General features: G+C 67.5%; 33 protein-coding genes. 32 read left to right on the top strand and 1 reads right to left on the bottom strand.

Annotated features, from left to right (window positions below; genetic code table 11):
- Window positions 1-3: 3 nt before the first annotated feature.
- The 32 genes from fusA to rplQ all read left to right on the top strand — a co-directional run bounded on the left by fusA (window position 4) and on the right by rplQ (window position 20,354).
- The gene (gene fusA, locus EDD34_RS17690) at window positions 4-2,106 is read left to right on the top strand and encodes an elongation factor G (RefSeq protein ID WP_123815739.1); all 2,103 of its coding nucleotides are present in this window, start codon (window positions 4-6) and stop codon (window positions 2,104-2,106) included.
- A gap of 117 nt (window positions 2,107-2,223) precedes the next feature.
- Window positions 2,224-3,420, top strand: a complete 1,197-nt coding sequence (gene tuf / locus EDD34_RS17685) for an elongation factor Tu (protein WP_123815738.1) — start codon at window positions 2,224-2,226, stop codon at window positions 3,418-3,420.
- A gap of 469 nt (window positions 3,421-3,889) precedes the next feature.
- The gene (gene rpsJ, locus EDD34_RS17680; RefSeq protein ID WP_043498203.1) at window positions 3,890-4,198 is read left to right on the top strand and encodes a 30S ribosomal protein S10; all 309 of its coding nucleotides are present in this window, start codon (window positions 3,890-3,892) and stop codon (window positions 4,196-4,198) included.
- 17 nt (window positions 4,199-4,215) lie between these two features.
- Window positions 4,216-4,869 (top strand): 50S ribosomal protein L3, encoded by a 654-nt coding sequence (rplC, locus tag EDD34_RS17675; protein WP_123815737.1) that lies wholly within the window; start codon window positions 4,216-4,218, stop codon window positions 4,867-4,869.
- A gap of 5 nt (window positions 4,870-4,874) precedes the next feature.
- Window positions 4,875-5,567 (top strand): 50S ribosomal protein L4, encoded by a 693-nt coding sequence (gene rplD, locus EDD34_RS17670; RefSeq protein ID WP_123815736.1) that lies wholly within the window; start codon window positions 4,875-4,877, stop codon window positions 5,565-5,567.
- The gene (gene rplW / locus EDD34_RS17665) at window positions 5,564-5,866 is read left to right on the top strand and encodes a 50S ribosomal protein L23 (RefSeq protein ID WP_123815735.1); all 303 of its coding nucleotides are present in this window, start codon (window positions 5,564-5,566) and stop codon (window positions 5,864-5,866) included. The genes rplD and rplW overlap by 4 nt, the downstream gene beginning before the upstream one ends.
- 32 nt (window positions 5,867-5,898) lie before the next feature.
- Window positions 5,899-6,735, top strand: coding sequence for a 50S ribosomal protein L2 (gene rplB / locus EDD34_RS17660; protein WP_123815734.1), 837 nt, complete (start codon window positions 5,899-5,901; stop codon window positions 6,733-6,735).
- 14 nt (window positions 6,736-6,749) lie between these two features.
- Window positions 6,750-7,031: a 30S ribosomal protein S19 gene (rpsS, locus tag EDD34_RS17655; RefSeq protein WP_123815733.1), complete on the top strand. Its 282-nt coding sequence runs from the start codon at window positions 6,750-6,752 to the stop codon at window positions 7,029-7,031.
- A 70-nt stretch (window positions 7,032-7,101) separates the two neighbouring features.
- Window positions 7,102-7,458 carry a 50S ribosomal protein L22 gene (gene rplV / locus EDD34_RS17650; RefSeq protein WP_123815732.1) on the top strand — a complete coding sequence of 119 codons (357 nt, stop codon included), beginning with the start codon at window positions 7,102-7,104 and terminating at the stop codon, window positions 7,456-7,458.
- Window positions 7,459-7,460: 2 nt separating this feature from the next.
- A complete protein-coding gene (rpsC, locus tag EDD34_RS17645; protein ID WP_123815731.1) occupies window positions 7,461-8,291 on the top strand; it encodes a 30S ribosomal protein S3 in 831 nt (276 codons plus the stop codon).
- Between the two features lie 2 nt (window positions 8,292-8,293).
- Window positions 8,294-8,713 (top strand): 50S ribosomal protein L16, encoded by a 420-nt coding sequence (gene rplP / locus EDD34_RS17640; RefSeq protein WP_123815730.1) that lies wholly within the window; start codon window positions 8,294-8,296, stop codon window positions 8,711-8,713.
- The gene (rpmC, locus tag EDD34_RS17635; protein ID WP_123815729.1) at window positions 8,713-8,952 is read left to right on the top strand and encodes a 50S ribosomal protein L29; all 240 of its coding nucleotides are present in this window, start codon (window positions 8,713-8,715) and stop codon (window positions 8,950-8,952) included. Before rplP ends, rpmC begins: the two co-directional genes overlap by 1 nt.
- 7 nt (window positions 8,953-8,959) lie before the next feature.
- Window positions 8,960-9,244 carry a 30S ribosomal protein S17 gene (gene rpsQ, locus EDD34_RS17630; protein WP_123815728.1) on the top strand — a complete coding sequence of 95 codons (285 nt, stop codon included), beginning with the start codon at window positions 8,960-8,962 and terminating at the stop codon, window positions 9,242-9,244.
- A 136-nt stretch (window positions 9,245-9,380) separates the two neighbouring features.
- Window positions 9,381-9,749: a 50S ribosomal protein L14 gene (gene rplN, locus EDD34_RS17625; RefSeq protein ID WP_123815727.1), complete on the top strand. Its 369-nt coding sequence runs from the start codon at window positions 9,381-9,383 to the stop codon at window positions 9,747-9,749.
- Between the two features lie 2 nt (window positions 9,750-9,751).
- Complete coding sequence (gene rplX / locus EDD34_RS17620) at window positions 9,752-10,096, top strand: 50S ribosomal protein L24 (RefSeq protein WP_123815726.1); 345 nt, start codon at window positions 9,752-9,754, stop codon at window positions 10,094-10,096.
- Window positions 10,096-10,668, top strand: coding sequence for a 50S ribosomal protein L5 (gene rplE, locus EDD34_RS17615; RefSeq protein WP_123815725.1), 573 nt, complete (start codon window positions 10,096-10,098; stop codon window positions 10,666-10,668). The genes rplX and rplE overlap by 1 nt, the downstream gene beginning before the upstream one ends.
- 1 nt (window position 10,669) lies before the next feature.
- Window positions 10,670-10,855 (top strand): type Z 30S ribosomal protein S14, encoded by a 186-nt coding sequence (locus EDD34_RS17610; RefSeq protein WP_013837851.1) that lies wholly within the window; start codon window positions 10,670-10,672, stop codon window positions 10,853-10,855.
- Between the two features lie 71 nt (window positions 10,856-10,926).
- On the top strand, window positions 10,927-11,325 hold the full coding sequence (gene rpsH, locus EDD34_RS17605; protein WP_123815724.1) for a 30S ribosomal protein S8: 399 nt from the start codon (window positions 10,927-10,929) through the stop codon (window positions 11,323-11,325).
- Window positions 11,326-11,344: 19 nt separating this feature from the next.
- Complete coding sequence (rplF, locus tag EDD34_RS17600; protein WP_123815723.1) at window positions 11,345-11,881, top strand: 50S ribosomal protein L6; 537 nt, start codon at window positions 11,345-11,347, stop codon at window positions 11,879-11,881.
- A 2-nt stretch (window positions 11,882-11,883) separates the two neighbouring features.
- Window positions 11,884-12,255, top strand: a complete 372-nt coding sequence (rplR, locus tag EDD34_RS17595) for a 50S ribosomal protein L18 (RefSeq protein ID WP_123816633.1) — start codon at window positions 11,884-11,886, stop codon at window positions 12,253-12,255.
- A 31-nt stretch (window positions 12,256-12,286) separates the two neighbouring features.
- The gene (rpsE, locus tag EDD34_RS17590; RefSeq protein WP_123815722.1) at window positions 12,287-12,952 is read left to right on the top strand and encodes a 30S ribosomal protein S5; all 666 of its coding nucleotides are present in this window, start codon (window positions 12,287-12,289) and stop codon (window positions 12,950-12,952) included.
- Window positions 12,952-13,134: a 50S ribosomal protein L30 gene (gene rpmD, locus EDD34_RS17585; protein WP_123815721.1), complete on the top strand. Its 183-nt coding sequence runs from the start codon at window positions 12,952-12,954 to the stop codon at window positions 13,132-13,134. Before rpsE ends, rpmD begins: the two co-directional genes overlap by 1 nt.
- A 2-nt stretch (window positions 13,135-13,136) precedes the next feature.
- Window positions 13,137-13,598 (top strand): 50S ribosomal protein L15, encoded by a 462-nt coding sequence (gene rplO / locus EDD34_RS17580; protein WP_123815720.1) that lies wholly within the window; start codon window positions 13,137-13,139, stop codon window positions 13,596-13,598.
- 268 nt (window positions 13,599-13,866) lie between these two features.
- The gene (secY, locus tag EDD34_RS17575; RefSeq protein WP_123815719.1) at window positions 13,867-15,162 is read left to right on the top strand and encodes a preprotein translocase subunit SecY; all 1,296 of its coding nucleotides are present in this window, start codon (window positions 13,867-13,869) and stop codon (window positions 15,160-15,162) included.
- Window positions 15,163-15,239: 77 nt separating this feature from the next.
- A complete protein-coding gene (locus EDD34_RS17570; protein ID WP_123816632.1) occupies window positions 15,240-15,797 on the top strand; it encodes an adenylate kinase in 558 nt (185 codons plus the stop codon).
- A 93-nt stretch (window positions 15,798-15,890) separates the two neighbouring features.
- Window positions 15,891-16,781: a type I methionyl aminopeptidase gene (gene map / locus EDD34_RS17565; protein WP_281277771.1), complete on the top strand. Its 891-nt coding sequence runs from the start codon at window positions 15,891-15,893 to the stop codon at window positions 16,779-16,781.
- Between the two features lie 376 nt (window positions 16,782-17,157).
- Entirely contained in the window at window positions 17,158-17,379 is a 222-nt protein-coding gene (gene infA / locus EDD34_RS17560; protein WP_123815718.1) for a translation initiation factor IF-1, read from the top strand.
- Window positions 17,380-17,445: 66 nt separating this feature from the next.
- The gene (rpmJ, locus tag EDD34_RS17555; protein WP_003956441.1) at window positions 17,446-17,559 is read left to right on the top strand and encodes a 50S ribosomal protein L36; all 114 of its coding nucleotides are present in this window, start codon (window positions 17,446-17,448) and stop codon (window positions 17,557-17,559) included.
- Window positions 17,560-17,728: 169 nt separating this feature from the next.
- Window positions 17,729-18,103, top strand: a complete 375-nt coding sequence (gene rpsM / locus EDD34_RS17550; protein WP_123815717.1) for a 30S ribosomal protein S13 — start codon at window positions 17,729-17,731, stop codon at window positions 18,101-18,103.
- 83 nt (window positions 18,104-18,186) lie between these two features.
- On the top strand, window positions 18,187-18,576 hold the full coding sequence (rpsK, locus tag EDD34_RS17545) for a 30S ribosomal protein S11 (protein ID WP_123815716.1): 390 nt from the start codon (window positions 18,187-18,189) through the stop codon (window positions 18,574-18,576).
- A gap of 183 nt (window positions 18,577-18,759) precedes the next feature.
- Complete coding sequence (locus EDD34_RS17540) at window positions 18,760-19,779, top strand: DNA-directed RNA polymerase subunit alpha (protein WP_123815715.1); 1,020 nt, start codon at window positions 18,760-18,762, stop codon at window positions 19,777-19,779.
- A 74-nt stretch (window positions 19,780-19,853) separates the two neighbouring features.
- On the top strand, window positions 19,854-20,354 hold the full coding sequence (gene rplQ / locus EDD34_RS17535; protein WP_123815714.1) for a 50S ribosomal protein L17: 501 nt from the start codon (window positions 19,854-19,856) through the stop codon (window positions 20,352-20,354).
- A gap of 65 nt (window positions 20,355-20,419) precedes the next feature.
- On the opposite strand, the gene EDD34_RS17530 is transcribed toward rplQ, so the two are convergent.
- Window positions 20,420-21,187, bottom strand: a complete 768-nt coding sequence (locus tag EDD34_RS17530; protein WP_123815713.1) for an ROK family protein — start codon at window positions 21,185-21,187, stop codon at window positions 20,420-20,422.
- Between the last annotated feature and the right edge of the window lie 13 nt (window positions 21,188-21,200).

The following is a 21,200-nucleotide window of genomic DNA, read 5'->3' as shown; positions in this document are numbered from 1 at the left end:
ACCGTGGCACTCGACGTGCTGACCGACCTGAAAAAGGTCCGCAACATCGGCATCATGGCCCACATCGATGCCGGCAAGACCACTACGACTGAGCGCATCCTGTTCTACACGGGTGTGAACTACAAGATCGGTGAGACGCACGACGGCGCCTCGACGATGGACTGGATGGCCCAGGAGCAGGAGCGCGGCATCACGATCACGTCCGCCGCGACGACGTGCTACTGGAAGAACAACCAGATCAACATCATCGACACGCCCGGCCACGTCGACTTCACGGTCGAGGTGGAGCGCTCGCTCCGCGTGCTCGACGGTGCCGTCGCGGTGTTCGACGGCAAGGAAGGTGTGGAGCCGCAGTCCGAGACGGTGTGGCGCCAGGCCGACAAGTACGACGTCCCGCGCATCTGCTTCGTCAACAAGATGGACAAGCTCGGTGCGGACTTCTACTTCACCGTGAAGACCATCGTGGAGCGCCTCAAGGCGAAGCCGCTCGTGATCCAGCTGCCGATCGGCGCGGAGAACGACTTCGAGGGCGTCGTCGACCTCGTCGAGATGAAGGCGCTCACCTGGCGTGGCGACACGAAGATGGGCGAGGAGTACGAGGTCGAGGAGATCCCGGCCGACCTCCAGGAGAAGGCCGAGCAGTACCGCGAGGAACTGGTCGAGGCCGTCGCCGAGGCGGACGACGACCTGATGGAGAAGTACCTCGGCGGCGAGGCGCTGACCAAGGAAGAGATCAAGGCGGGCATCCGCAAGCTGGTCATCTCCTCGGCGGCGTTCCCGGTGCTGTGCGGCTCCGCGTACAAGAACAAGGGCGTCCAGCCCATGCTCGACGCGGTGATCGACTACCTGCCGTCCCCGCTCGACGTGCCCTCCATCGAGGGCCACGACACCAAGGACGCGGAGAAGGTCATCGAGCGGCACGCGGACGCCACCGAGCCCTTCGCGGGCCTGGCGTTCAAGGTCGCGACGCACCCGTTCTTCGGCAAGCTCACCTACGTGCGCGTGTACTCCGGCAAGGCCAGCCAGGGCGCTCAGGTGCAGAACACCACCAAGGGCAAGAAGGAACGCATCGGGAAGATGTTCCAGATGCATTCCAACAAGGAGAACCCGGTCGAGGAAGCGCAGGCCGGTCACATCTACGCGTTCATCGGGCTGAAGGACGTCACCACCGGTGACACCCTGAGCGACCCGAGCAACCAGGTCATCCTGGAGTCGATGTCCTTCCCGGAGCCCGTCATCGACGTGGCGATCGAGCCGAAGACGAAGGCCGACCAGGAGAAGATGTCCACGGCGATCCAGAAGCTCCTCGAAGAGGACCCGACGTATCGCATCTCGCTGGACGAGGAGACCGGCCAGACCGTCATCGGCGGTATGGGCGAACTCCACCTCGACATCATGGTCGACCGGATGCGCCGGGAGTTCAAGGTCGAGGCGAACGTCGGTAAGCCGCAGGTGGCGTATCGCGAGACGATCCGTCGCAAGGCGGAGAAGATCGACTACACGCACAAGAAGCAGACGGGTGGCTCGGGCCAGTTCGCGAAGGTCCAGGTGACCTTCGAGCCGCTGGAGACCACGGAGGGTGAGCTCTACGAGTTCTCCAACGCGGTGACCGGTGGGCGTATCCCGCGCGAGTACATCCCGTCCGTCGACGCGGGCATCCAGTCCGCCATGGAACAGGGCGTGCTGGCCGGGTTCCCCGTGGTCGGTGTCAAGGCGACGCTGCTCGACGGCGCGTACCACGACGTCGACTCCTCCGAGATGGCATTCAAGATCGCCGGCTCGATGGTGTTCAAGGAGGGCGTGAAGCGCGCCGACCCGGTGCTGCTCGAGCCCGTCATGGCCGTCGAGGTCCGGACGCCCGAGGAGTACATGGGCGACGTGATCGGTGACCTGAACTCGCGTCGTGGGATGATCCAGTCCATGGAAGACGCCACCGGTGTCAAGGTCGTTCGGGCCGCCGTACCGTTGAGCGAGATGTTCGGGTACATCGGTGACCTTCGGTCGAAGACCCAGGGGCGTGCCGTGTACTCGATGCAGTTCGACAGCTACGCGGAGGTTCCCCGCGCGGTTGCCGACGAGATCATCAAGAAGACCCGGGGCGAGTGAGTCCCCACAGGTCGAACCGTACAACCAACCTGTAGGAAGCCCGACGCCCCGCGGTTGTAGGCTCTCGCCGACATCCGCAACGTTCGGAACATCTACCCAAGTCCCAGGAGGACCCAAGTGGCTAAGGCCAAGTTCGAGCGGACCAAGCCGCACGTCAACATCGGCACGATCGGTCACGTCGACCACGGCAAGACGACGCTGACCGCCGCGATCTCGAAGACGCTCGCCGACAAGTTCCCGGACCTGCCGGCGAACACGCAGCGCAACTTCGACGAGATCGACGCCGCGCCGGAGGAGAAGCAGCGCGGTATCACGATCAACATCGCGCACATCGAGTACGAGACGCCGAAGCGCCACTACGCGCACGTCGACGCTCCCGGTCACGCCGACTACATCAAGAACATGATCACCGGTGCCGCCCAGATGGACGGCGCGATCCTGGTGGTCGCCGCGACCGACGGTCCGATGGCGCAGACGCGTGAGCACGTGCTGCTCGCCCGCCAGGTGGGCGTGCCCTACCTGCTGGTCGCGCTCAACAAGGCCGACATGGTCGAGGACGAGGAGCTCCTCGAGCTCGTCGAGATGGAGGTCCGCGAGCTGCTGTCGTCGCAGGAGTTCCCCGGCGACGACGTGCCCGTGGTGCGCGTTTCCGGCCTCAAGGCCCTCGAGGGTGACCCCGAGTGGACCGCGAAGATCGTCGAGCTGATGGAAGCTGTCGACGAGAACGTCCCGGAGCCGCAGCGCGACCTGGACAAGCCGTTCCTGATGCCGATCGAGGACGTCTTCACGATCACCGGTCGTGGCACCGTCGTCACCGGCAAGGTGGAGCGCGGCAAGCTCGACATCAACTCCGAGGTCGAGATCGTGGGTATCCGCGAGCCGCAGAAGACCACGGTCACCGGTATCGAGACGTTCCACAAGCAGATGGACCAGGCGCAGGCCGGCGACAACACCGGTCTGCTGCTGCGCGGTACCAAGCGCGAGGACGTCGAGCGTGGCCAGGTCGTCGTGAAGCCGGGTTCGATCACGCCGCACACCAACTTCGAGGCTCAGGTCTACATCCTGGGCAAGGACGAGGGTGGCCGTCACAACCCGTTCTTCTCGAACTACCGCCCGCAGTTCTACTTCCGCACCACGGACGTCACCGGCGTCATCCAGCTGCCCGAGGGCACCGAGATGGTCATGCCGGGCGACAACACCGAGATGACGGTCGAGCTGATCCAGCCGATCGCCATGGAAGAGGGCCTCGGCTTCGCCATCCGCGAGGGTGGCCGCACGGTCGGTTCCGGCCGCGTCACCAAGATCCTCAAGTGATCCTGGCCTGACGGCTCATCGACAGGGGTCCGGACGCCTCGGCGTCCGGGCCCTTCGTCGTGCGCGTGCCATATCACACCGGTCCCGCTTGGAATTCCGCGGAATCATATGGCAGACTTGAGCAGTTGCCTGTTACGGGCGCGCTCTTTCTTGTGTCGAACAGTGTGCGAAGCCGCAGCCACCGAGTTGGCTGGGCGGTCCTCTCCCCGGGAGAGGCTGCGGGGTTTTGCGTCTGAGTATCGACGCCAGAAATGCGCCCCGCGGAGCACACACCGGCGGTCATCACCGGCGGAACTGTTCCGAGCAGGCTCGGCAAACGTCGTGGTCCGAGCGAGATGCCTCGCAGGAGATCACTTCCCAACGGCCCCGCACCGGGTAGGTGCGTGTGCACGGGTGCGTCGCACAGCGCGACACGCCCGAGCGCGGGGGTCGGACAGTAGCGGTTCGAGAGAGAGAGTCAGACGACGCCATGGCGGGACAGAAGATCCGCATCCGGCTCAAGTCCTACGACCACGAGGTGATCGACAGCTCGGCGCGCAAGATCGTCGACACGGTCACTCGCGCTGGTGCGACGGTCGTGGGTCCGGTGCCGCTGCCGACGGAGAAGAATGTCTTCACCGTCATCCGGTCGCCTCACAAGTACAAGGACAGCCGCGAGCACTTCGAGATGCGTACGCACAAGCGGCTCATCGACATCGTCGACCCGACGCCCAAGGCCGTCGATTCGCTCATGCGTCTCGACCTGCCGGCGGACGTGAACATCGAGATCAAGCTCTGAGGCTGGAGGACATCATCATGACCAACCAGCAGAAGAACGTGACCGCGGTGCTCGGGACCAAGCTCGGCATGACCCAGACCTGGGACGAGGCCGGTCGCCTCGTGCCGGTGACGGTCGTGTCGGTGGGCACGAATGTCGTGACCCAGGTCCGTACCGAGGAGACGGACGGCTACGCCGCCGTCCAGCTCGCGTACGGCCAGATCGACCCCCGCAAGGTCACCAAGCCGATGAAGGGCCACTTCGACAAGGCCGGCGTGACGCCGCGCCGTCACGTGGCCGAGGTGCGTACCGAGAACTCCGCGGAGTTCTCGCTCGGTCAGGAGATCACGGCCGAGGCCTTCGAGGCCGGCTCCGTGGTCGACGTGACCGGCACGACCAAGGGCAAGGGCACCGCGGGTGTCATGAAGCGCCACGGCTTCTCCGGCGTCGGCGCTTCGCACGGTTCGCACCGCAACCACCGCAAGCCCGGCTCGATCGGCGGCGCCTCGACGCCGTCGCGCGTGTTCAAGGGCCTGCGCATGGCCGGTCGCATGGGTAACGCCCGTAAGACCGTCCAGAACCTGACCGTTCACGCGGTCGACGCCGAGAAGGGTCTGCTGCTCGTCAAGGGCGCGGTTCCGGGTAACAAGGGTGGCGTCGTCCTCGTCCGTACCGCTGCGAAGGGAGCGTGACACCAATGGCCGCACTGACCGTCGATGTGCTTGACGCATCCGGGAAGAAGTCGGGCACGGCGGAGCTCCCCGCCGAGGTCTTCGACGTCGCCGTGAACGTCCCGCTGATCCACCAGGTCGTCGTCGCGCAGCGCGCGGCGGCCCGCCAGGGCACGCACTCCACCAAGACCCGCGGCGAGGTCCGCGGCGGTGGCAGGAAGCCGTACAAGCAGAAGGGCACCGGCCGCGCCCGTCAGGGTTCGACGCGCGCCCCGCAGTTCGCCGGCGGTGGCGTCGTCCACGGCCCGCAGCCGCGCTCGTACGAGCAGCGCACCCCGAAGAAGATGAAGGCCGCCGCGCTCCGCGGTGCCCTGTCCGACCGCGCTCGTGCCGGTCGCGTGCACGTCGTGGCCGGCTTCGGTATCGAGGGCACGCCCTCGACGAAGAAGGCACTCGCCGCCATCAAGTCCCTGACTCCCCGCGAGCACGTGCTCGTCGTGCTGGAGCGCTCGGACGAGGTGTCGCACAAGTCGCTGCGCAACGTCGACGAGGTGCACGTCCTGGTCGCCGATCAGCTCAACACCTACGACGTGCTCATCGCCGACGACGTCGTCTTCACCGAGTCCGCTCTGTCCGCGTTCCTCGCGGGCCCGGCGGCAGGTAAGGGCGCGAAGGCCGTGGCGACCGAGTCCGAGGCCGCCGAGGAGGACTCCAAGTGACCATCGTGCAGAAGGACCCGCGCGACATCCTGATCGCGCCGGTCGTCTCCGAGAAGAGCTACAACCTCCTCGACGAGGGCAAGTACACCTTCATCGTGGACCCGAGGGCCAACAAGACCGAGATCAAGATCGCCATCGAGAAGGTCTTCGACGTCAAGGTCGCCTCGGTGAACACGATCAACCGCAAGGGCAAGACGCGGCGCACGCGTTACGGCCTTGGCAAGCGCAAGGACACCAAGCGTGCGATCGTCACCCTCCGCGAGGGGTCGATCGACATCTTCGGCGGGCCGGTCGGCTGAGCCGGACGAGAGCAGATTGAGGACAGATCCCCATGGGAATCCGTAAGTACAAGCCGACGACGCCGGGCCGCCGTGGCGCGAGCGTCGCCGACTTCGTCGAGATCACGCGCTCGCAGCCGGAGAAGTCGCTGCTCCGCCCGCTGTCCAAGACGGGTGGCCGCAACAACTCCGGCCGCATCACGACGCGTCACAAGGGCGGCGGTCACAAGCGCGCCTACCGCGTCATCGACTTCCGGCGCCACGACAAGGACGGCGTGCCGGCCAAGGTCGCTCACATCGAGTACGACCCGAACCGCACGGCCCGCATCGCGCTGCTGCACTACGCGGACGGCGAGAAGCGCTACATCATCGCCCCGAACAAGCTGAGCCAGGGCGACGTCGTGGAAGCCGGTGCCGGCGCCGACATCAAGCCGGGCAACAACCTGCCGATGCGCAACATCCCGACCGGTACGGTCATCCACGCCGTCGAGCTGCGGCCCGGCGGCGGTGCGAAGATCGCCCGCTCGGCCGGCGCCTCCGTGCAGCTCGTCGCGAAGGACGGCCCGTACGCGCAGCTGCGCATGCCGTCCGGCGAGATCCGGAACGTCGACCTGCGCTGCCGCGCGACGGTCGGCGAGGTGGGCAACGCCGAGCAGTCGAACATCAACTGGGGCAAGGCCGGCCGTAACCGCTGGAAGGGCAAGCGCCCGACCGTCCGCGGTGTGGTCATGAACCCGATCGACCACCCGCACGGTGGTGGTGAGGGGAAGACCTCCGGTGGTCGCCACCCGGTGAGCCCCTGGGGCAAGCCCGAGGGCCGTACCCGCCGCCCGAAGAAGGCGAGCGACAAGCTGATCGTCCGCCGTCGCCGTACCGGCAAGAAGCGCTGATAGGAGCCTGACTGATGCCTCGTAGCCTGAAGAAGGGCCCCTTCGTCGACGACCACCTGCAGAAGAAGGTGGACGCCCAGAACGAGAAGGGGACCAAGAACGTCATCAAGACCTGGTCCCGTCGGTCGGTCATCACGCCCGACTTCCTGGGCCACACACTTGCCGTGCACGACGGTCGCAAGCACGTCCCGGTGTTCGTCACCGAGGCGATGGTCGGCCACAAGCTCGGCGAGTTCGCCCCCACGCGGACCTTCCGCGGCCACGTGAAGGACGACAAGAAGGGTCGTCGCCGCTGAACGGAGGGCGCAAGCCCTTCCGCAGCGAAGCGACAACCCTGACTGTCTGAGAAAAGGAAGCAGGACAGCAATGGAAGCCAAGGCGCAGGCGCGGTTCGTCCGTGTCACGCCCCAGAAGGCCCGGCGCGTCATCGACCTCATCCGTGGCAAGCAGGCACAGGAGGCCGTTGCGGTGCTGAAGTTCGCACCGCAGTCGCCTGCCGAGCCGATCCGGAAGGTCGTCGAGAGTGCCATCGCCAACGCGCGCGTGAAGGCCGACCGGGACAGTGTCCGGTTCGTCGAGGACGAACTGGTCATCAAGGAGGCGTACGTGGACGAGGGCCCGACGCTCAAGCGGTTCCGGCCGCGGGCGCAGGGCCGTGCGAACCGGATCCTCAAGCGCACGAGCCACATCACCGTGGTGCTCGCCGACAAGGAAGGGGCCTGACAGTGGGTCAGAAGGTACACCCGCACGGGTACCGCCTGGGCATCACCACCGACCACAAGTCGCGGTGGTTCGCGGACAGCACGAAGCCCGGTCAGCGGTACCGCGACTACGTCCGTGAGGACGTCGCGATCCGCAAGCTCATGAGCACCGGCCTCGAGCGGGCCGGTATCGCCAAGGTCGAGATCGAGCGCACCCGCGACCGCGTCCGCGTGGACATCCACACGGCGCGGCCGGGCATCGTGATCGGCCGCCGTGGCGCCGAGGCCGACCGCATCCGCGGCGAACTCGAGAAGCTCACGGGCAAGCAGGTCCAGCTGAACATCCTCGAGGTCAAGAACGCCGAGATCGAGGCTCAGCTCGTGGCGCAGGGCATCGCCGAGCAGCTCGCGAGCCGCGTCTCGTTCCGTCGCGCCATGCGCAAGGGCATCCAGTCCGCGCAGCGCGCCGGCGCCAAGGGCATCCGCGTGCAGGTCTCGGGCCGCCTGGGTGGCGCCGAGATGAGCCGCTCGGAGTTCTACCGCGAGGGGCGCGTGCCGCTGCACACGCTCCGCGCGTACATCGACTACGGCTTCTTCGAGGCGCGCACGACCTTCGGGCGCATCGGCGTGAAGGTGTGGATCTACAAGGGCGACACCACCGAGAAGGAGTTCGCCGCGCAGCAGGCCGCTGCCGCGCCCCGTCAGGGTCGTGGCCGGGGTGAGCGTGGGGACCGTGACCGTCGTGGTGGTCGTCGCAACGAGCGTTCGGCCGAGCGCAAGTCCGAGGCCGCTCCCGCCGCTGCCGCGGCGGAGGCTCCGGCCGCGCCGGCCGCAGAGTCCGGAACGGAGGCCTGACCATGCTGATCCCTCGCAAGGTCAAGCACCGCAAGCAGCACCACCCCAAGCGCGGTGGTGCCGCCAAGGGTGGTACGCAGATCGCCTTCGGTGACTTCGGGATCCAGGCTCTCGAGCCGGCCTACGTCACCAACCGCCAGATCGAGGCGGCGCGTATCGCGATGACCCGCCACATCAAGCGTGGTGGAAAGGTCTGGATCAACATCTACCCGGACCGCCCGCTGACCAAGAAGCCCGCCGAGGTCCGTATGGGTTCCGGTAAGGGCTCGCCCGAGTGGTGGGTCGCCAATGTCAAGCCCGGCCGCATCGTCTTCGAGCTGGCCGGTGTCGATGAGGAGCTGGCGCGTGAGGCCATGCGTCGCGCGATGCACAAGCTCCCGATGAAGTGCCGTTTCGTGGTGCGCGAAGGGGGTGCGATCTGATGGTCGTCGGTACGAAGGGCATGCAGCCCGTCGACCTCGACGGTATGGACGACGAGACCCTCGTCGCCAAGCTGAAGGAGTCGAAGGAGGAGCTCTTCAACCTCCGCTTCCAGTCGGCCACGGGTCAGCTGGAGAGCCACGGTCGTCTCAAGGCCGTGCGCCGCGACATCGCGCGGATCTACACGATCCTGCGTGAGCGTGAGCTCGGCATCCGTACGGCTCCGAGCGTGAGTGAGTGAGGCAAGGATGAGCGAGAACACTGAGGTCAAGGCCACGACCGAGCGCAACACGCGCAAGGTGCGCCGCGGCTACGTCGTCAGCGACAAGATGGCCAAGACCATCGTCGTCGAGGTCGAGGACCGCAAGAAGCACCCCCTCTACGGCAAGGTCCTGCGCACCACCACCAAGGTGAAGGCGCACGACGAGGAGAACACCGCCGGTATCGGCGACCTGGTCGAGATCATGGAGACCCGGCCCCTGTCCGCGACCAAGCGGTGGCGGCTGGTGTCGGTCCTGGAGAAGGCCAAGTAACACCTTCGAGAGGTCGTGGTGGCGGGGCGCGAGTCCCGCCGCCCCTCGGCCCACCGAAGGAGCCACACAGTACTTATCCGTTCGGCAAGGCTCACCCCCCGGGTGAGAACCAGCACGACGCAAGGAGATCACTCAAATGATCCAGCAGGAGTCGCGACTTCGGGTCGCCGACAACACGGGTGCCAAGGAGATCCTGTGCATCCGCGTTCTCGGTGGCTCCGGCCGTCGCTACGCCGGTATCGGCGACACCTTCGTCGCCACCGTCAAGGACGCGATCCCCGGCGGGAACGTCAAGAAGGGCGAGGTCGTCAAGGCCGTCGTCGTTCGCACCGCCAAGGAACGCCGTCGTCCGGACGGTTCCTACATCAAGTTCGACGAGAACGCCGCCGTCATCCTCAAGAACGACGGCGAGCCGCGCGGTACCCGCATCTTCGGCCCGGTGGGCCGCGAGCTGCGCGACAAGCGTTTCATGAAGATCATCTCGCTGGCTCCGGAGGTGCTCTGACCATGGCGAAGATCAAGAAGGGCGACCAGGTCCTCGTCATCTCGGGCAAGGACAAGGGCAAGACCGGTCGCGTGCTCGAGGTCATCAAGGACCGCGACCGCGTCGTCGTCGAGGGTGTCCAGCGCGTCACCAAGCACACCAAGATGGGCCAGTCGCAGCGCGGCACCCGCACCGGTGGCATCGAGACGGTCGAGGCGTCGATCCACGTGAGCAACGTGATGATCGTCGACCCGGAGACCAAGAAGGGCACCCGCGTCGGGTACCGCCTCGAGGAGGTCGACCGTGACGGTCGCACCAAGACCGTGCGGGTCCGCGTGGCGAAGCGCTCCGGGAAGGACATCGACTGATGAGCGAGACCACGACTCTGGCGCCGGCTCAGCCGCGCCTCAAGCAGAAGTACCGCGAGGAGATCCTCTCGGCACTGGTCGAGGAGTTCGGCCACAAGAACATCCACCAGGCCGGCGGTCTGACGAAGATCGTCGTCAACATGGGTGTCGGTGACGCCGCCAAGGACTCGAAGCTGATCGAGGGCGCGATCCGCGACCTCACCGCGATCACCGGCCAGAAGCCGCAGGTCGCCCGGGCCAAGAAGTCGATCGCGCAGTTCAAGCTGCGCGAGGGCATGCCGATCGGCGCGCACGCGACGCTCCGCGGCGACCGCATGTGGGAGTTCCTCGACCGCCTGCTGTCGATCGCGCTGCCGCGTATCCGTGACTTCCGTGGTCTGTCGCCGAAGCAGTTCGACGGCAACGGGAACTACACGTTCGGTCTCACGGAGCAGTCGATGTTCCACGAGATCGACCAGGACAAGATCGACCGTGTCCGCGGTATGGACATCACGATCGTGACCACGGCGACGACGGACGACGAGGGCCGCTCCCTCCTGCGCCGTCTCGGCTTCCCCTTCAAGGAGAACTGACATGGCGAAGAAGGCCCTGATCAACAAGGCGAACGCCAAGCCCAAGTTCGCCGTGCGCGCCTACACCCGGTGCCAGCGGTGCGGTCGTCCGCACTCCGTGTACCGCAAGTTCGGCCTCTGCCGGATCTGCTTGCGGGAGATGGCCCACCGCGGCGAGCTCCCCGGCGTCACCAAGAGCAGCTGGTAACAACTACGCCGTAGGTCCGCGCCCGTGCTTGGCACCGTGCGGATACCCCGGCGAGGAAGGGCTAGAGCCCGATGACTATGACCGACCCGATCGCAGACATGCTGACCCGTCTGCGGAACGCGAACTCGGCTCACCACGACGCGGTCACCATGCCGTCGTCGAAGCTGAAGTCGAACATCGCGAAGATCCTGCAGGCCGAGGGCTACATCGCCAGCTGGAACGTCGAGGACGCCCAGGTGGGCAAGGTCCTCACGCTGCAGCTGAAGTACGGCCAGAACCGCGAGCGTGCCCTGTCGGGCGTGCGCCGCGTGTCGAAGCCTGGCCTGCGCGTCTACGCGAAGTCCACCAACCTGCCCAAGGTTCTCGGTGGCCTCGGCGTGGCGATCCTGTCCACGTCCTCCGGCCTCCTGACGGACCGGCAGGCCGAGTCCAAGGGCGTCGGCGGCGAAGTGCTCGCCTACGTCTGGTAATCGGAAGGGAGAAAGAAGCATGTCTCGTATCGGCAAGCTCCCCGTTCCGGTCCCGGCCGGCGTGGACGTCACCATCAGTGGTGCGCTCGTGACCGTCAAGGGCCCGAAGGGGACCCTCGACCACACGGTCGCCGCACCCATCACGGTCGCTCTGGACGACGGCGCCATCACGGTGTCCCGTCCGAACGACGAGCGGCTCTCGAAGTCGCTGCACGGCCTCACCCGCACGCTGCTGGCCAACATGGTCACCGGCGTCACGGACGGCTACGAGAAGAAGCTCGAGATCGTGGGCACGGGTTACCGCGTGCTGGCGAAGGGCTCCAACCTCGAGTTCGCGCTCGGCTTCTCGCACCCGGTCGTCGTGGAGGCGCCCGAGGGCATCACCTTCAAGGTCGAGGGCGCGAACAAGTTCTCCGTGTCCGGCATCGACAAGCAGCAGGTCGGTGAGGTCGCGGCGAACATCCGCAAGATCCGCAAGCCCGAGCCGTACAAGGGCAAGGGCGTGCGTTACGCCGGCGAGAACGTCCGCCGCAAGGTCGGAAAGGCTGGTAAGTGACGATGGCCATCAAGATTCTTGGCAAGGGCAAAGTCGTTGCCCGCAAGCGCCGTCACGCGCGTGCCCGCAAGAAGGTCACCGGCACCGCCGTCCGGCCTCGTCTGGTCGTGACCCGTTCCTCGCGGCACATGGTCGCCCAGGTCGTGGACGACACCGTCGGCAAGACCGTCGTGTCGGCCTCCACGCTGGAGGCGGATCTGCGTTCGTTCGACGGCGACAAGTCGGCCAAGGCACGCAAGGTGGGTGAGCTGATCGCCGAGCGCGCCAAGGCCGCCGGCGTCGAGACCGTGGTGTTCGACCGCGGTGGCAACAAGTACCACGGTCGGGTGGCGGCAGTCGCCGACGGGGCCCGCGAAGGCGGGCTGACCCTGTGACGACCGACGCACGGAAGAAAAGGACTCTCTGATGGCTGCAGGGCAGCGCAGCGGCGCCCCCCAGGGTGCCGCCAACGGGAACGAGAAGAAGAACGACGGCCGTCGTTCGGGTCGCCGTGACGACCGCCGCGGTGGCGGCGGTCGCGGCGAGGAGAAGAGCGCCTTCGTCGAGCGCGTGGTGACCATCAACCGTGTCGCCAAGGTCGTCAAGGGTGGTCGCCGCTTCAGCTTCACCGCGCTCGTCGTGGTGGGTGACGGTGACGGTACCGTCGGCGTCGGCTACGGCAAGGCCAAGGAGGTGCCCTCGGCGATCGCCAAGGGTGTCGAGGAGGCGAAGAAGAACTTCTTCCGCGTCCCGCGCATCCAGGGCACCATCCCTCACCCCATCCAGGGCGAGGAAGCCGCCGGTGTCGTGTTCCTCCGTCCGGCGTCGCCGGGTACCGGTGTGATCGCCGGTGGTCCGGTCCGCGCCGTGCTGGAGTGCGCCGGCATCCACGACGTGCTGAGCAAGTCGCTCGGTTCGTCGAACGCGATCAACATCGTGCACGCCACGGTCGCGGCGCTGCGCGGACTCGAGCAGCCCGAGGCTGTTGCCGCGCGTCGTGGTCTGCCGCTGGAGGACGTGGCCCCGGTCGCGCTCCTTCGGGCGCAGGCCGCCGGCATCGCCGCGGCCGCCGAGGCGAAGGCAGGTGCGTGATGGCTCGACTCAAGGTCACCCAGGTGAAGTCCACCATCGGTGGCAAGTTCAAGCAGCGTGAGACGCTGCGGACCCTCGGTCTCAAGCGGATCGGCGACACCGCCGTGAAGGAGGACCGTCCGGAGATTCGCGGCATGGTCAAGACGGTGTCGCATCTCGTCACCGTCGAGGAGGTCGAGTGATCATGGCGGACAGCAAGCCGCTGAAGGTCCACCACCTCCGTCCGGCCCCGGGCGCCAAGACCGCCAAGACCCGTGTGGGTCGTGGTGAGGCGTCGAAGGGTAAGACGGCGGGCCGTGGTACCAAGGGCACGAAGGCCCGTTACCAGGTTCCCGCGGGCTTCGAGGGCGGGCAGGTTCCCCTGCAGATGCGCCTTCCGAAGCTCCGCGGGTTCAAGAACCCGTTCCGCGTCGAGTACCAGGTCGTGAACCTGGACAAGCTCTCGGAGCTGTACCCCGCCGGTGGCTCCGTCACCGTCGAGGACCTCGTCGCCAAGGGCGCGGTTCGCAAGAACCAGCCCGTGAAGGTGCTCGGTAACGGCGATGTCACCGTCAAGCTCGAGATCGCGGTCGACCGCGTCTCGGCGTCGGCCCGGGAGAAGATCCTGGCCGCCGGTGGCTCCGTGGCCGAGCCCACGGAGGACTGAGCAGGGAGCACGGGACCGGCAGCGCGTCAGCGCAGCCGGTCCCGTGTCGTCTACCAGGGCTGATTGACGGCGTGGCGGGCGCGTCTCATGGTGGTGTCGCGCCGGAATTCGGGCAGACTAGGCCCGTGCGTGGTCCGACGGACTCCGCAGGCAACGTAGAATCCGACAGGTCCCGTAGGTCGACGGAGAACGGCAGCGGGCGACGACGACATCTCGCCGGGGAGATCCGGCGACACGAGACCCCGCGCACGCGGGCCAGGAGGACAGGGTGCTCAGCGCATTCGGCCGGGCTTTCCGGACGCCAGACCTGCGGCGCAAGCTGCTGTTCACGATCGCGATCATGGCGCTGTTCCGCGTCGGGTCGTTCATCCCGACCCCGGGCGTGAACTACGCGAACGTCCAGGAGTGTCTCGCCGCGGACGACCAGAACAACTCGTTGCTCGGGCTGATCAACGTGTTCAGCGGTGGCGCGCTCCTGCAGCTGTCGGTGTTCGCCCTCGGGATCATGCCCTACATCACGGCGAGCATCATCGTCCAGCTCCTGCGCGTGGTGATCCCGCGGTTCGAGGCCCTGCACAAGGAGGGCCAGTCGGGTCAGACGAAGCTGACGCAGTACACCCGCTACCTGACGATCGCGCTGGCGATCCTGCAGTCGACGACGGTCATCACGACCGCGCGCCAGGGCCTCCTGCTGCCGTGCGACCGCCCCATCATCGTCGACGACACGGTGCTCACGTCGATCCTCATGGTCATCACCATGACCGCCGGTACGGGCCTGGTCATGTGGCTCGGCGAGCTCATCACCGAGCGCGGTGTCGGCAACGGCATGTCGCTGCTGATCTTCACGTCCATCGCGGCGAGCTTCCCGACGGCGCTCTGGTCCATCGCCGGTGGCGCCAACGGTGTCCTGAACTTCACGATCATGATCGTCGTCATCGTGCTGGTGGTCGGACTGGTCGTGTTCGTCGAGCAGTCGCAGCGCCGGATCCCGGTGCAGTACGCGAAGCGCATGGTGGGTCGGCGCATGTACGGCGGCACCAGCACCTACATCCCGGTCAAGATCAACATGTCCGGCGTCATCCCGGTCATCTTCGCGGCGTCGATCCTGGCGCTGCCCGGCTTGATCGCCCAGTTCGGCGACCAGCAGTCCGACTGGGTCATCTGGATCTCCAACAACCTGGTCCAGCCGTCGGAGCCGCTGTACATCGCGCTCTACACGCTGATGATCATCTTCTTCTGCTTCTTCTACACGTCGATCACGTTCAACCCGGACGAGGTCGCGGACAACATGAAGAAGTACGGCGGCTTCATCCCGGGTATCCGGGCGGGCCGGCCCACCGCGGAGTACCTCGACTACGTGATCACCCGGATCACCTCCGCGGGTTCCCTGTACCTCGCGCTGGTGGCGCTGATCCCGACGCTGGTGCTCGTCTTCCTGGGCGTCACCACCAACTTGCCGTTCGGCGGCAGCTCGATCCTCATCGTGGTCGGCGTCGGGCTCGAGACGGTCAAGCAGATCGACTCCCAGCTCCAGCAGCGTCATTACGAAGGATTCCTCCGTTGAGCCAGACTCCCACCACCTCTCGCAGCGAGCTGCACGTCCACGAGGGCCCGGAGGGCCGTATCACGCGCCTCGTCATCATGGGTCCGCAGGGGGTCGGGAAGGGCACGCAGGCCGCCCGTCTCGCCGAGACGTTCGGCATCGTGGCGATCTCCACGGGTGACATCTTCCGCGCGAACATCGGTGGCGACACCGAGCTCGGCCGCACCGCGAAGGCATTCATCGAGAAGGGTGACCTCGTCCCGGACGAGGTCACGAACGCCATGGTTCGCGACCGTCTCGGCCAGCCGGACGTCGTCGACGGCTTCCTGCTCGACGGCTACCCCCGCAACGCGGCCCAGGTGGCCGAGCTCGACACCATCCTGGCCGACCTGGGCTGGGAGCTGGACGGCGTCATCGAACTGACGGCGGACCGGGACGAGCTCATGGCGCGTCTGGCGAAGCGGGCCGAGGAGGAGGGGCGTACCGACGACACCCCCGAGGGCATCCGGAAGCGCCTGGAGATCTACGACGCCGAGACGGCCCCGCTCACAGCCGCCTATGCGGAGCGCGGGCTGCTGGCCGAGGTGGACGGCGTCGGGGAGATCTCCGACGTCACCGACCGGATCGTGACGTCGCTCGCGGCACAGCTGGGATGACGTCGACGACGGGTGAGCGGGGCGTGAGGGCCGAGGAACGAGGCACTCGCCCGCCGCGGAACCCCGAGGAAACGTCAGGGGAGCGCTGATCGCGTGCTCGGTCTCGGACGGGAGCGCATCGAGTACAAGACGCCGGACCAGGTGCGCGTCATGCGGCGTGCCGGTCTCGTCGTCGCCGACGCCCTCCACGCGGTCCGTGAAGCCGCCCGCGCGGGCATGAGCACCGCCGATCTCGACTCCGTCGCGTCGGACGCCATTCGTGGCGCCGGCGCGACGCCGTCGTTCCTGGGGTACGAAGGATTTCCCGCCACGGTCTGCGTGTCCGTCGGGGACGAGGTGATCCATGGCATCCCTGGTGAGCGTGTGCTCGGCGTCGGTGACCTGGTCTCCGTGGACTGCGGCGCGATCGTCGACGGCTGGCACGGGGATTCCGCGATCTCGTTCGTCCTCGGGGACGCCGGGGCGCTCCCCGTCGACGCGCCCGACGACGCCGTGGAGGCGGCGGGCGGATCCGCGGCCCATGCGCAGCTCGTGCGAGCCACCGAGGCGGCGATGTGGGCGGGGATCGCCGCCCTGGACGGCGGGCGGCGGCTGAACGACGTGGGTCGCGCGATCGAGGCGAGCGTGGAGCTCGCGGGCGAACTCGTGGGCGTCGAGTTCGGGATCGTCGAGGAGTACGTGGGGCACGGGATCGGCACCGCCATGCACCAGCCGCCGGACGTGGTGAACTTCCGTGTGCGGGAGTCCGGGCCGCGGCTGCGGCCGGGGATGTGCCTGGCGATCGAGCCGATGGTCACGCTGGGTACGGGTGAGACGCGCGTGCTCGACGACGAGTGGACGGTGGTGACCGGGGACGGGTCGAGGGCCGCGCACTGGGAGCACAGCGTGGCGATCCTCGAGGACGGCATCTGGGTGCTGACCGCACCGGACGGGGGAGCGGGGCGCCTGGGCGAGCTCGGCGTGGAGGTGCGGCCGCTCGCCTGACGGCGGCGGCCGGAGCTGACCGGGGTGTCGGCGGCATGGCGGCATCCTGCTCGGCTGGATGCCGATGCTGGTCCTGTCCGTCGGTGTCCTGCCGCACACGATGATCGGGCCGCCCGGTGTCAGGTACGACCTCTGATAAGATGACTCGTTGGGTGTAGTCCGCGCTTCCGGCGCCAAAGGACGCAGTCCCCACAGGTTCGGTCTCCGGAGGTGTTCCGGCAGGTCGAACGCTGGCGGCTCGGTCTTGGCCGGGCGCCGTTCCGCCATCGGACCGGTGTCTGCGGCTGCACACGACATCCTCGTCCTGACGGCGGCGTGCTTCTCGTGCGCCTCGGGTCGGGGACGAGGAACAGGCCGACGAGAGTTAGCGGAGGATATGGCTAAGAAGGACGGTGTCATCGAGATCGAGGGCAGCGTGGTCGAGGCTCTGCCGAACGCGACGTTCCGCGTGGAGCTGGAGAACGGTCACAAGGTGTTGGCCCACATCTCGGGCAAGATGCGCCAGAACTACATCCGAATCCTTCCGGAGGACCGGGTCGTGGTCGAGCTCAGCCCGTACGACCTGTCCCGCGGCCGGATCGTCTACCGCTACAAGTAGCCGGAACGGGCGGATCCGGGTCGCTACCCGGGAGACGCCGCGTTTCAAACACAGTCAGAGGAAACCATGAAGGTCAAGCCGAGCGTCAAGAAGATCTGCGACAAGTGCAAGGTGATTCGCCGGCACGGTCGCGTCATGGTGATCTGCGACAACCTGCGCCACAAGCAGCGCCAGGGCTGATCACCTCCCGGGCACGCCCCGGGCCGGTGGCCACGGTCACCACCAGCGCACCACCTCGAACCCGCCTCGACGGCGGTGGAACCCTCGGCCCGGAGGCCGGGGCCCGCGGATCTCGCGGGATGGCGGTGCGGCAGACCTCCGGACGAGAAGTACAGGAGCCATCAGGCACATGGCACGTCTTATCGGCGTCGACCTCCCCCGCGAGAAGCGGGTCGAGATCGCGCTCACCTACATCTTCGGGGTCGGCCGGACCCGCGCCAAGGAGACCCTTGTCGCGACCGGGATCAGCCCCGACACCCGCGTGAAGGACCTCGGCGACGCCGAGCTCGTCGCGCTGCGCGACCACCTCGAGTCCAGCTACCAGCTCGAGGGTGACCTCCGCCGCGAGGTCGCGTCCGACATCCGCCGCAAGGTGGAGATCGGTACCTATCAGGGTCTGCGTCACCGTCGCGGCCTGCCGGTGCGCGGTCAGCGCACCAAGACCAACGCGCGTACCCGCAAGGGTCCGAAGCGCACCGTCGCCGGCAAGAAGAAGGCCCGCTGACAAGCAGTAGTCCGAGGTGCGGGCAGCGCCCCACGGGGAAGCGCCCGCCCCGGTCCGACCAGACCAGGAGATAGAGAGCACCAATGCCTCCCAAGACTCGCAAGCCGCGTCGCAAGGACAAGAAGAACGTCCCGCTCGGCCAGGCGCACATCAAGAGCACGTTCAACAACACCATCATCTCGATCACGGACCCCTCGGGCGCCGTGGTCTCGTGGGCCTCCGCCGGCCACGTCGGCTTCAAGGGTTCCCGTAAGTCGACGCCGTACGCCGCGCAGCTGGCTGCGGAGTCGGCCGCTCGCCGTGCCCAGGAGCACGGCGTGAAGAAGGTCGACGTCTTCGTCAAGGGTCCGGGCTCCGGTCGTGAGACCGCCATCCGCTCCCTGCAGGCGACGGGCCTCGAGGTGGGCTCGATCCAGGACGTCACGCCGCAGGCACACAACGGCTGCCGCCCTCCGAAGCGTCGCCGCGTCTGACCCCCTCGTCGCGCGAGGTGTGCCTCCGCCCGCCCGGGCCGGGGCGCTCCGCGACCGCGACAACCGCTCACCCCACACGGTGAGCACCCTTCGCCCGGCAAGCGGACAGAGTCTCGCCGGGCCGCGAGAGATCGCGATCCGTGATGCGTCATATAGCGGACGCACGCTGAAAGGACACCCACAGTGCTCATCGCACAGCGCCCCACGCTGACCGAAGAGGTCATCTCGGAGTACCGTTCCCGGTTCTCCATCGAGCCGCTCGAGCCCGGCTTCGGCTACACGCTCGGCAACTCGCTGCGTCGTACGTTGCTGTCGTCCATCCCGGGCGCGGCCGTGACCTCCATCCGCATCGACAACGTGCTGCACGAGTTCAGCACGGTGTCGGGCGTGAAGGAGGACGTCACCGAGATCATCCTCAACATCAAGAACCTCGTGGTCTCCTCGGAGAACGACGAGCCCGTCGTGATGTACCTGCGCAAGCAGGGTGCCGGTGTGGTCACCGCCGCGGACATCGTGCCGCCGGCGGGGGTCGAGGTGCACAACCCCGACCTGCACATCGCCACGCTCAACGAGAAGGGGAAGCTCGAGATCGAGCTGACCGTCGAGCGAGGCCGTGGGTACGTGTCCGCCGCGCAGAACAAGTCGTTCGACGCGGAGATCGGCCGCATCCCGGTCGACTCGATCTACTCGCCCGTTCTCAAGGTCACGTACAAGGTCGAGGCCACCCGAGTCGAGCAGCGCACCGACTTCGACAAGCTCATCGTCGACGTCGAGACCAAGTCGGCCCTCGCGCCGCGTGACGCGCTCGCCTCGGCCGGCAAGACGCTCGTCGAGCTGTTCGGCCTTGCCCGTGAGCTGAACGTCGAGGCTGAGGGCATCGAGATCGGCCCGTCGCCCACGGACACCGCGCTCGCCGCGGACCTGGCGCTGCCGATCGAGGAGCTCAACCTCACCATCCGGTCGTACAACTGCCTCAAGCGCGAGGGCATCCACCAGGTCGGTGAGCTTGTCGCGCGCAGCGAGGCGGATCTGCTCGACATCCGCAACTTCGGTGCCAAGTCCATCAGCGAGGTGAAGGAGAAGCTCGCCGACCTGAACCTGAGCCTGAAGGACTCGCCCCTGGACTTCGACTCCGGGGCGAACTACTTCAGCGGTGACGACGCGGCGCCCACCTACAGCGGCGGCGACGAGCAGTCGTACTGACACCCGCGCCGCGGGCGCGTTCCGGCCATCCGGAGCGCGCCGCGGTGGCGGTACATCCCTAAGGAGCACATGCAATGCCTACCCCTACCAAGGGTGCGCGCCTCGGCGGTAGCCCGGCTCACGAGCGTCTGATCCTCGCGAACCTGTCCACCGCGCTGTTCGAGCACGGCCGCATCACGACCACCGAGACGAAGGCGAAGCGCCTGCGCCCGCTGGCGGAGCGCCTGATCTCCTTCGCCAAGAAGGGCGACCTGCACGCGCGCCGCCGGGTCCTTCGTGTCGTCCGCGACAAGGGCGTGGTGCACACGCTGTTCACCGAGATCGCGCCGACCATGGCCGAGCGTGACGGTGGTTACACGCGCATCACGAAGATCGGTCCCCGCAAGGGCGACAACGCGCCGATGGCCGTCATCGAGCTCGTCACCGAGCCGGTGAGCCCGAAGCAGGCCGTGGTCGCCGAGGCCACCAAGGCCGCGGAGAAGGCCGCTCCGGCCGAGCCCGAGGAGGCTCCCGAGGCTCCTGCCGCCGAGGCCGAGGCTCCCGCCGAGGGCACCGAGGAGAAGAAGGACGCCTGAGCCGTCCGTCTCCCACGACGGAGCCCCGCCGCGTCCCGGATGCGGCGGGGCTCCGTCGTCGGTGGTCAAGAGCTCGGCAGGTTCGGGAGATCCCAGGCCCGGGCTCCGCCGACCAGGCCCGCGGAGTTCGGCACGACGACGACGTCGTCGCCGAGGCGGGCCAGCGCCGACGGCGTGATGTTGCGCGAGTTGCCTCCGCCCAGGTACAGCCGGTCCCAGTGGAACACCGGCCGCAGCCCTTCGACCACGTTCACCACGCGTCGCGACCAGAGCCCGTCGCCGAGACGGCGGCGTTCCGGCTCGCCGATGTACGCGTCGTACGTGAGGTTGCGGCGGATCGGGGCACGGGACCACTCCAGGTGCGGGGCCAGCCGGCCGCCGTGGAAGTGCGCCGATCCCAGTCCGGTCCCGAGGGTCAGCACGAGTTCGAGTCCGGAGGCCGCGATGACGCCCGCACCGTGCACCTCGGCGTCGTTCAGCACGAGGGCGGGCATGCCCAGCCGCTCCGCCACGGCAGCCTGCATGTCGAAGTTCGCCCAGGCCGCGGTCAGCGCCGCGTCGACCCGGGAGCGCGGCCCGGACCGCGTGATGTAGTGCGGCGTGTGGACGACGACGCCACTGCGGATCATCCCCGGCATGCCCACCGAGACCCGCTGCGCGTCCGGAAGATCGGCGGCGATCTTCGCGATCACGTCGACCAGGAGTTCCGGGGCGAGCGGGTACGGCGTCGGGACGCGTACCGGCTGGGCGTGCGCCGTCCCGGCGGCGTCGAGCACGGCGGCCTTGATCCCGCTCCCGCCGCAGTCCACGGCCAGGGTCAGTAGGTCGTTCACGCCCCCACGGTAC

The sequence above is a fragment of the Myceligenerans xiligouense genome (assembly GCF_003814695.1).
Classification (GTDB): domain Bacteria; phylum Actinomycetota; class Actinomycetes; order Actinomycetales; family Cellulomonadaceae; genus Myceligenerans; species Myceligenerans xiligouense.
Note: the sequence above shows the minus strand (reverse complement) of the source record. Positions and strands in the feature narration are given on the sequence as shown.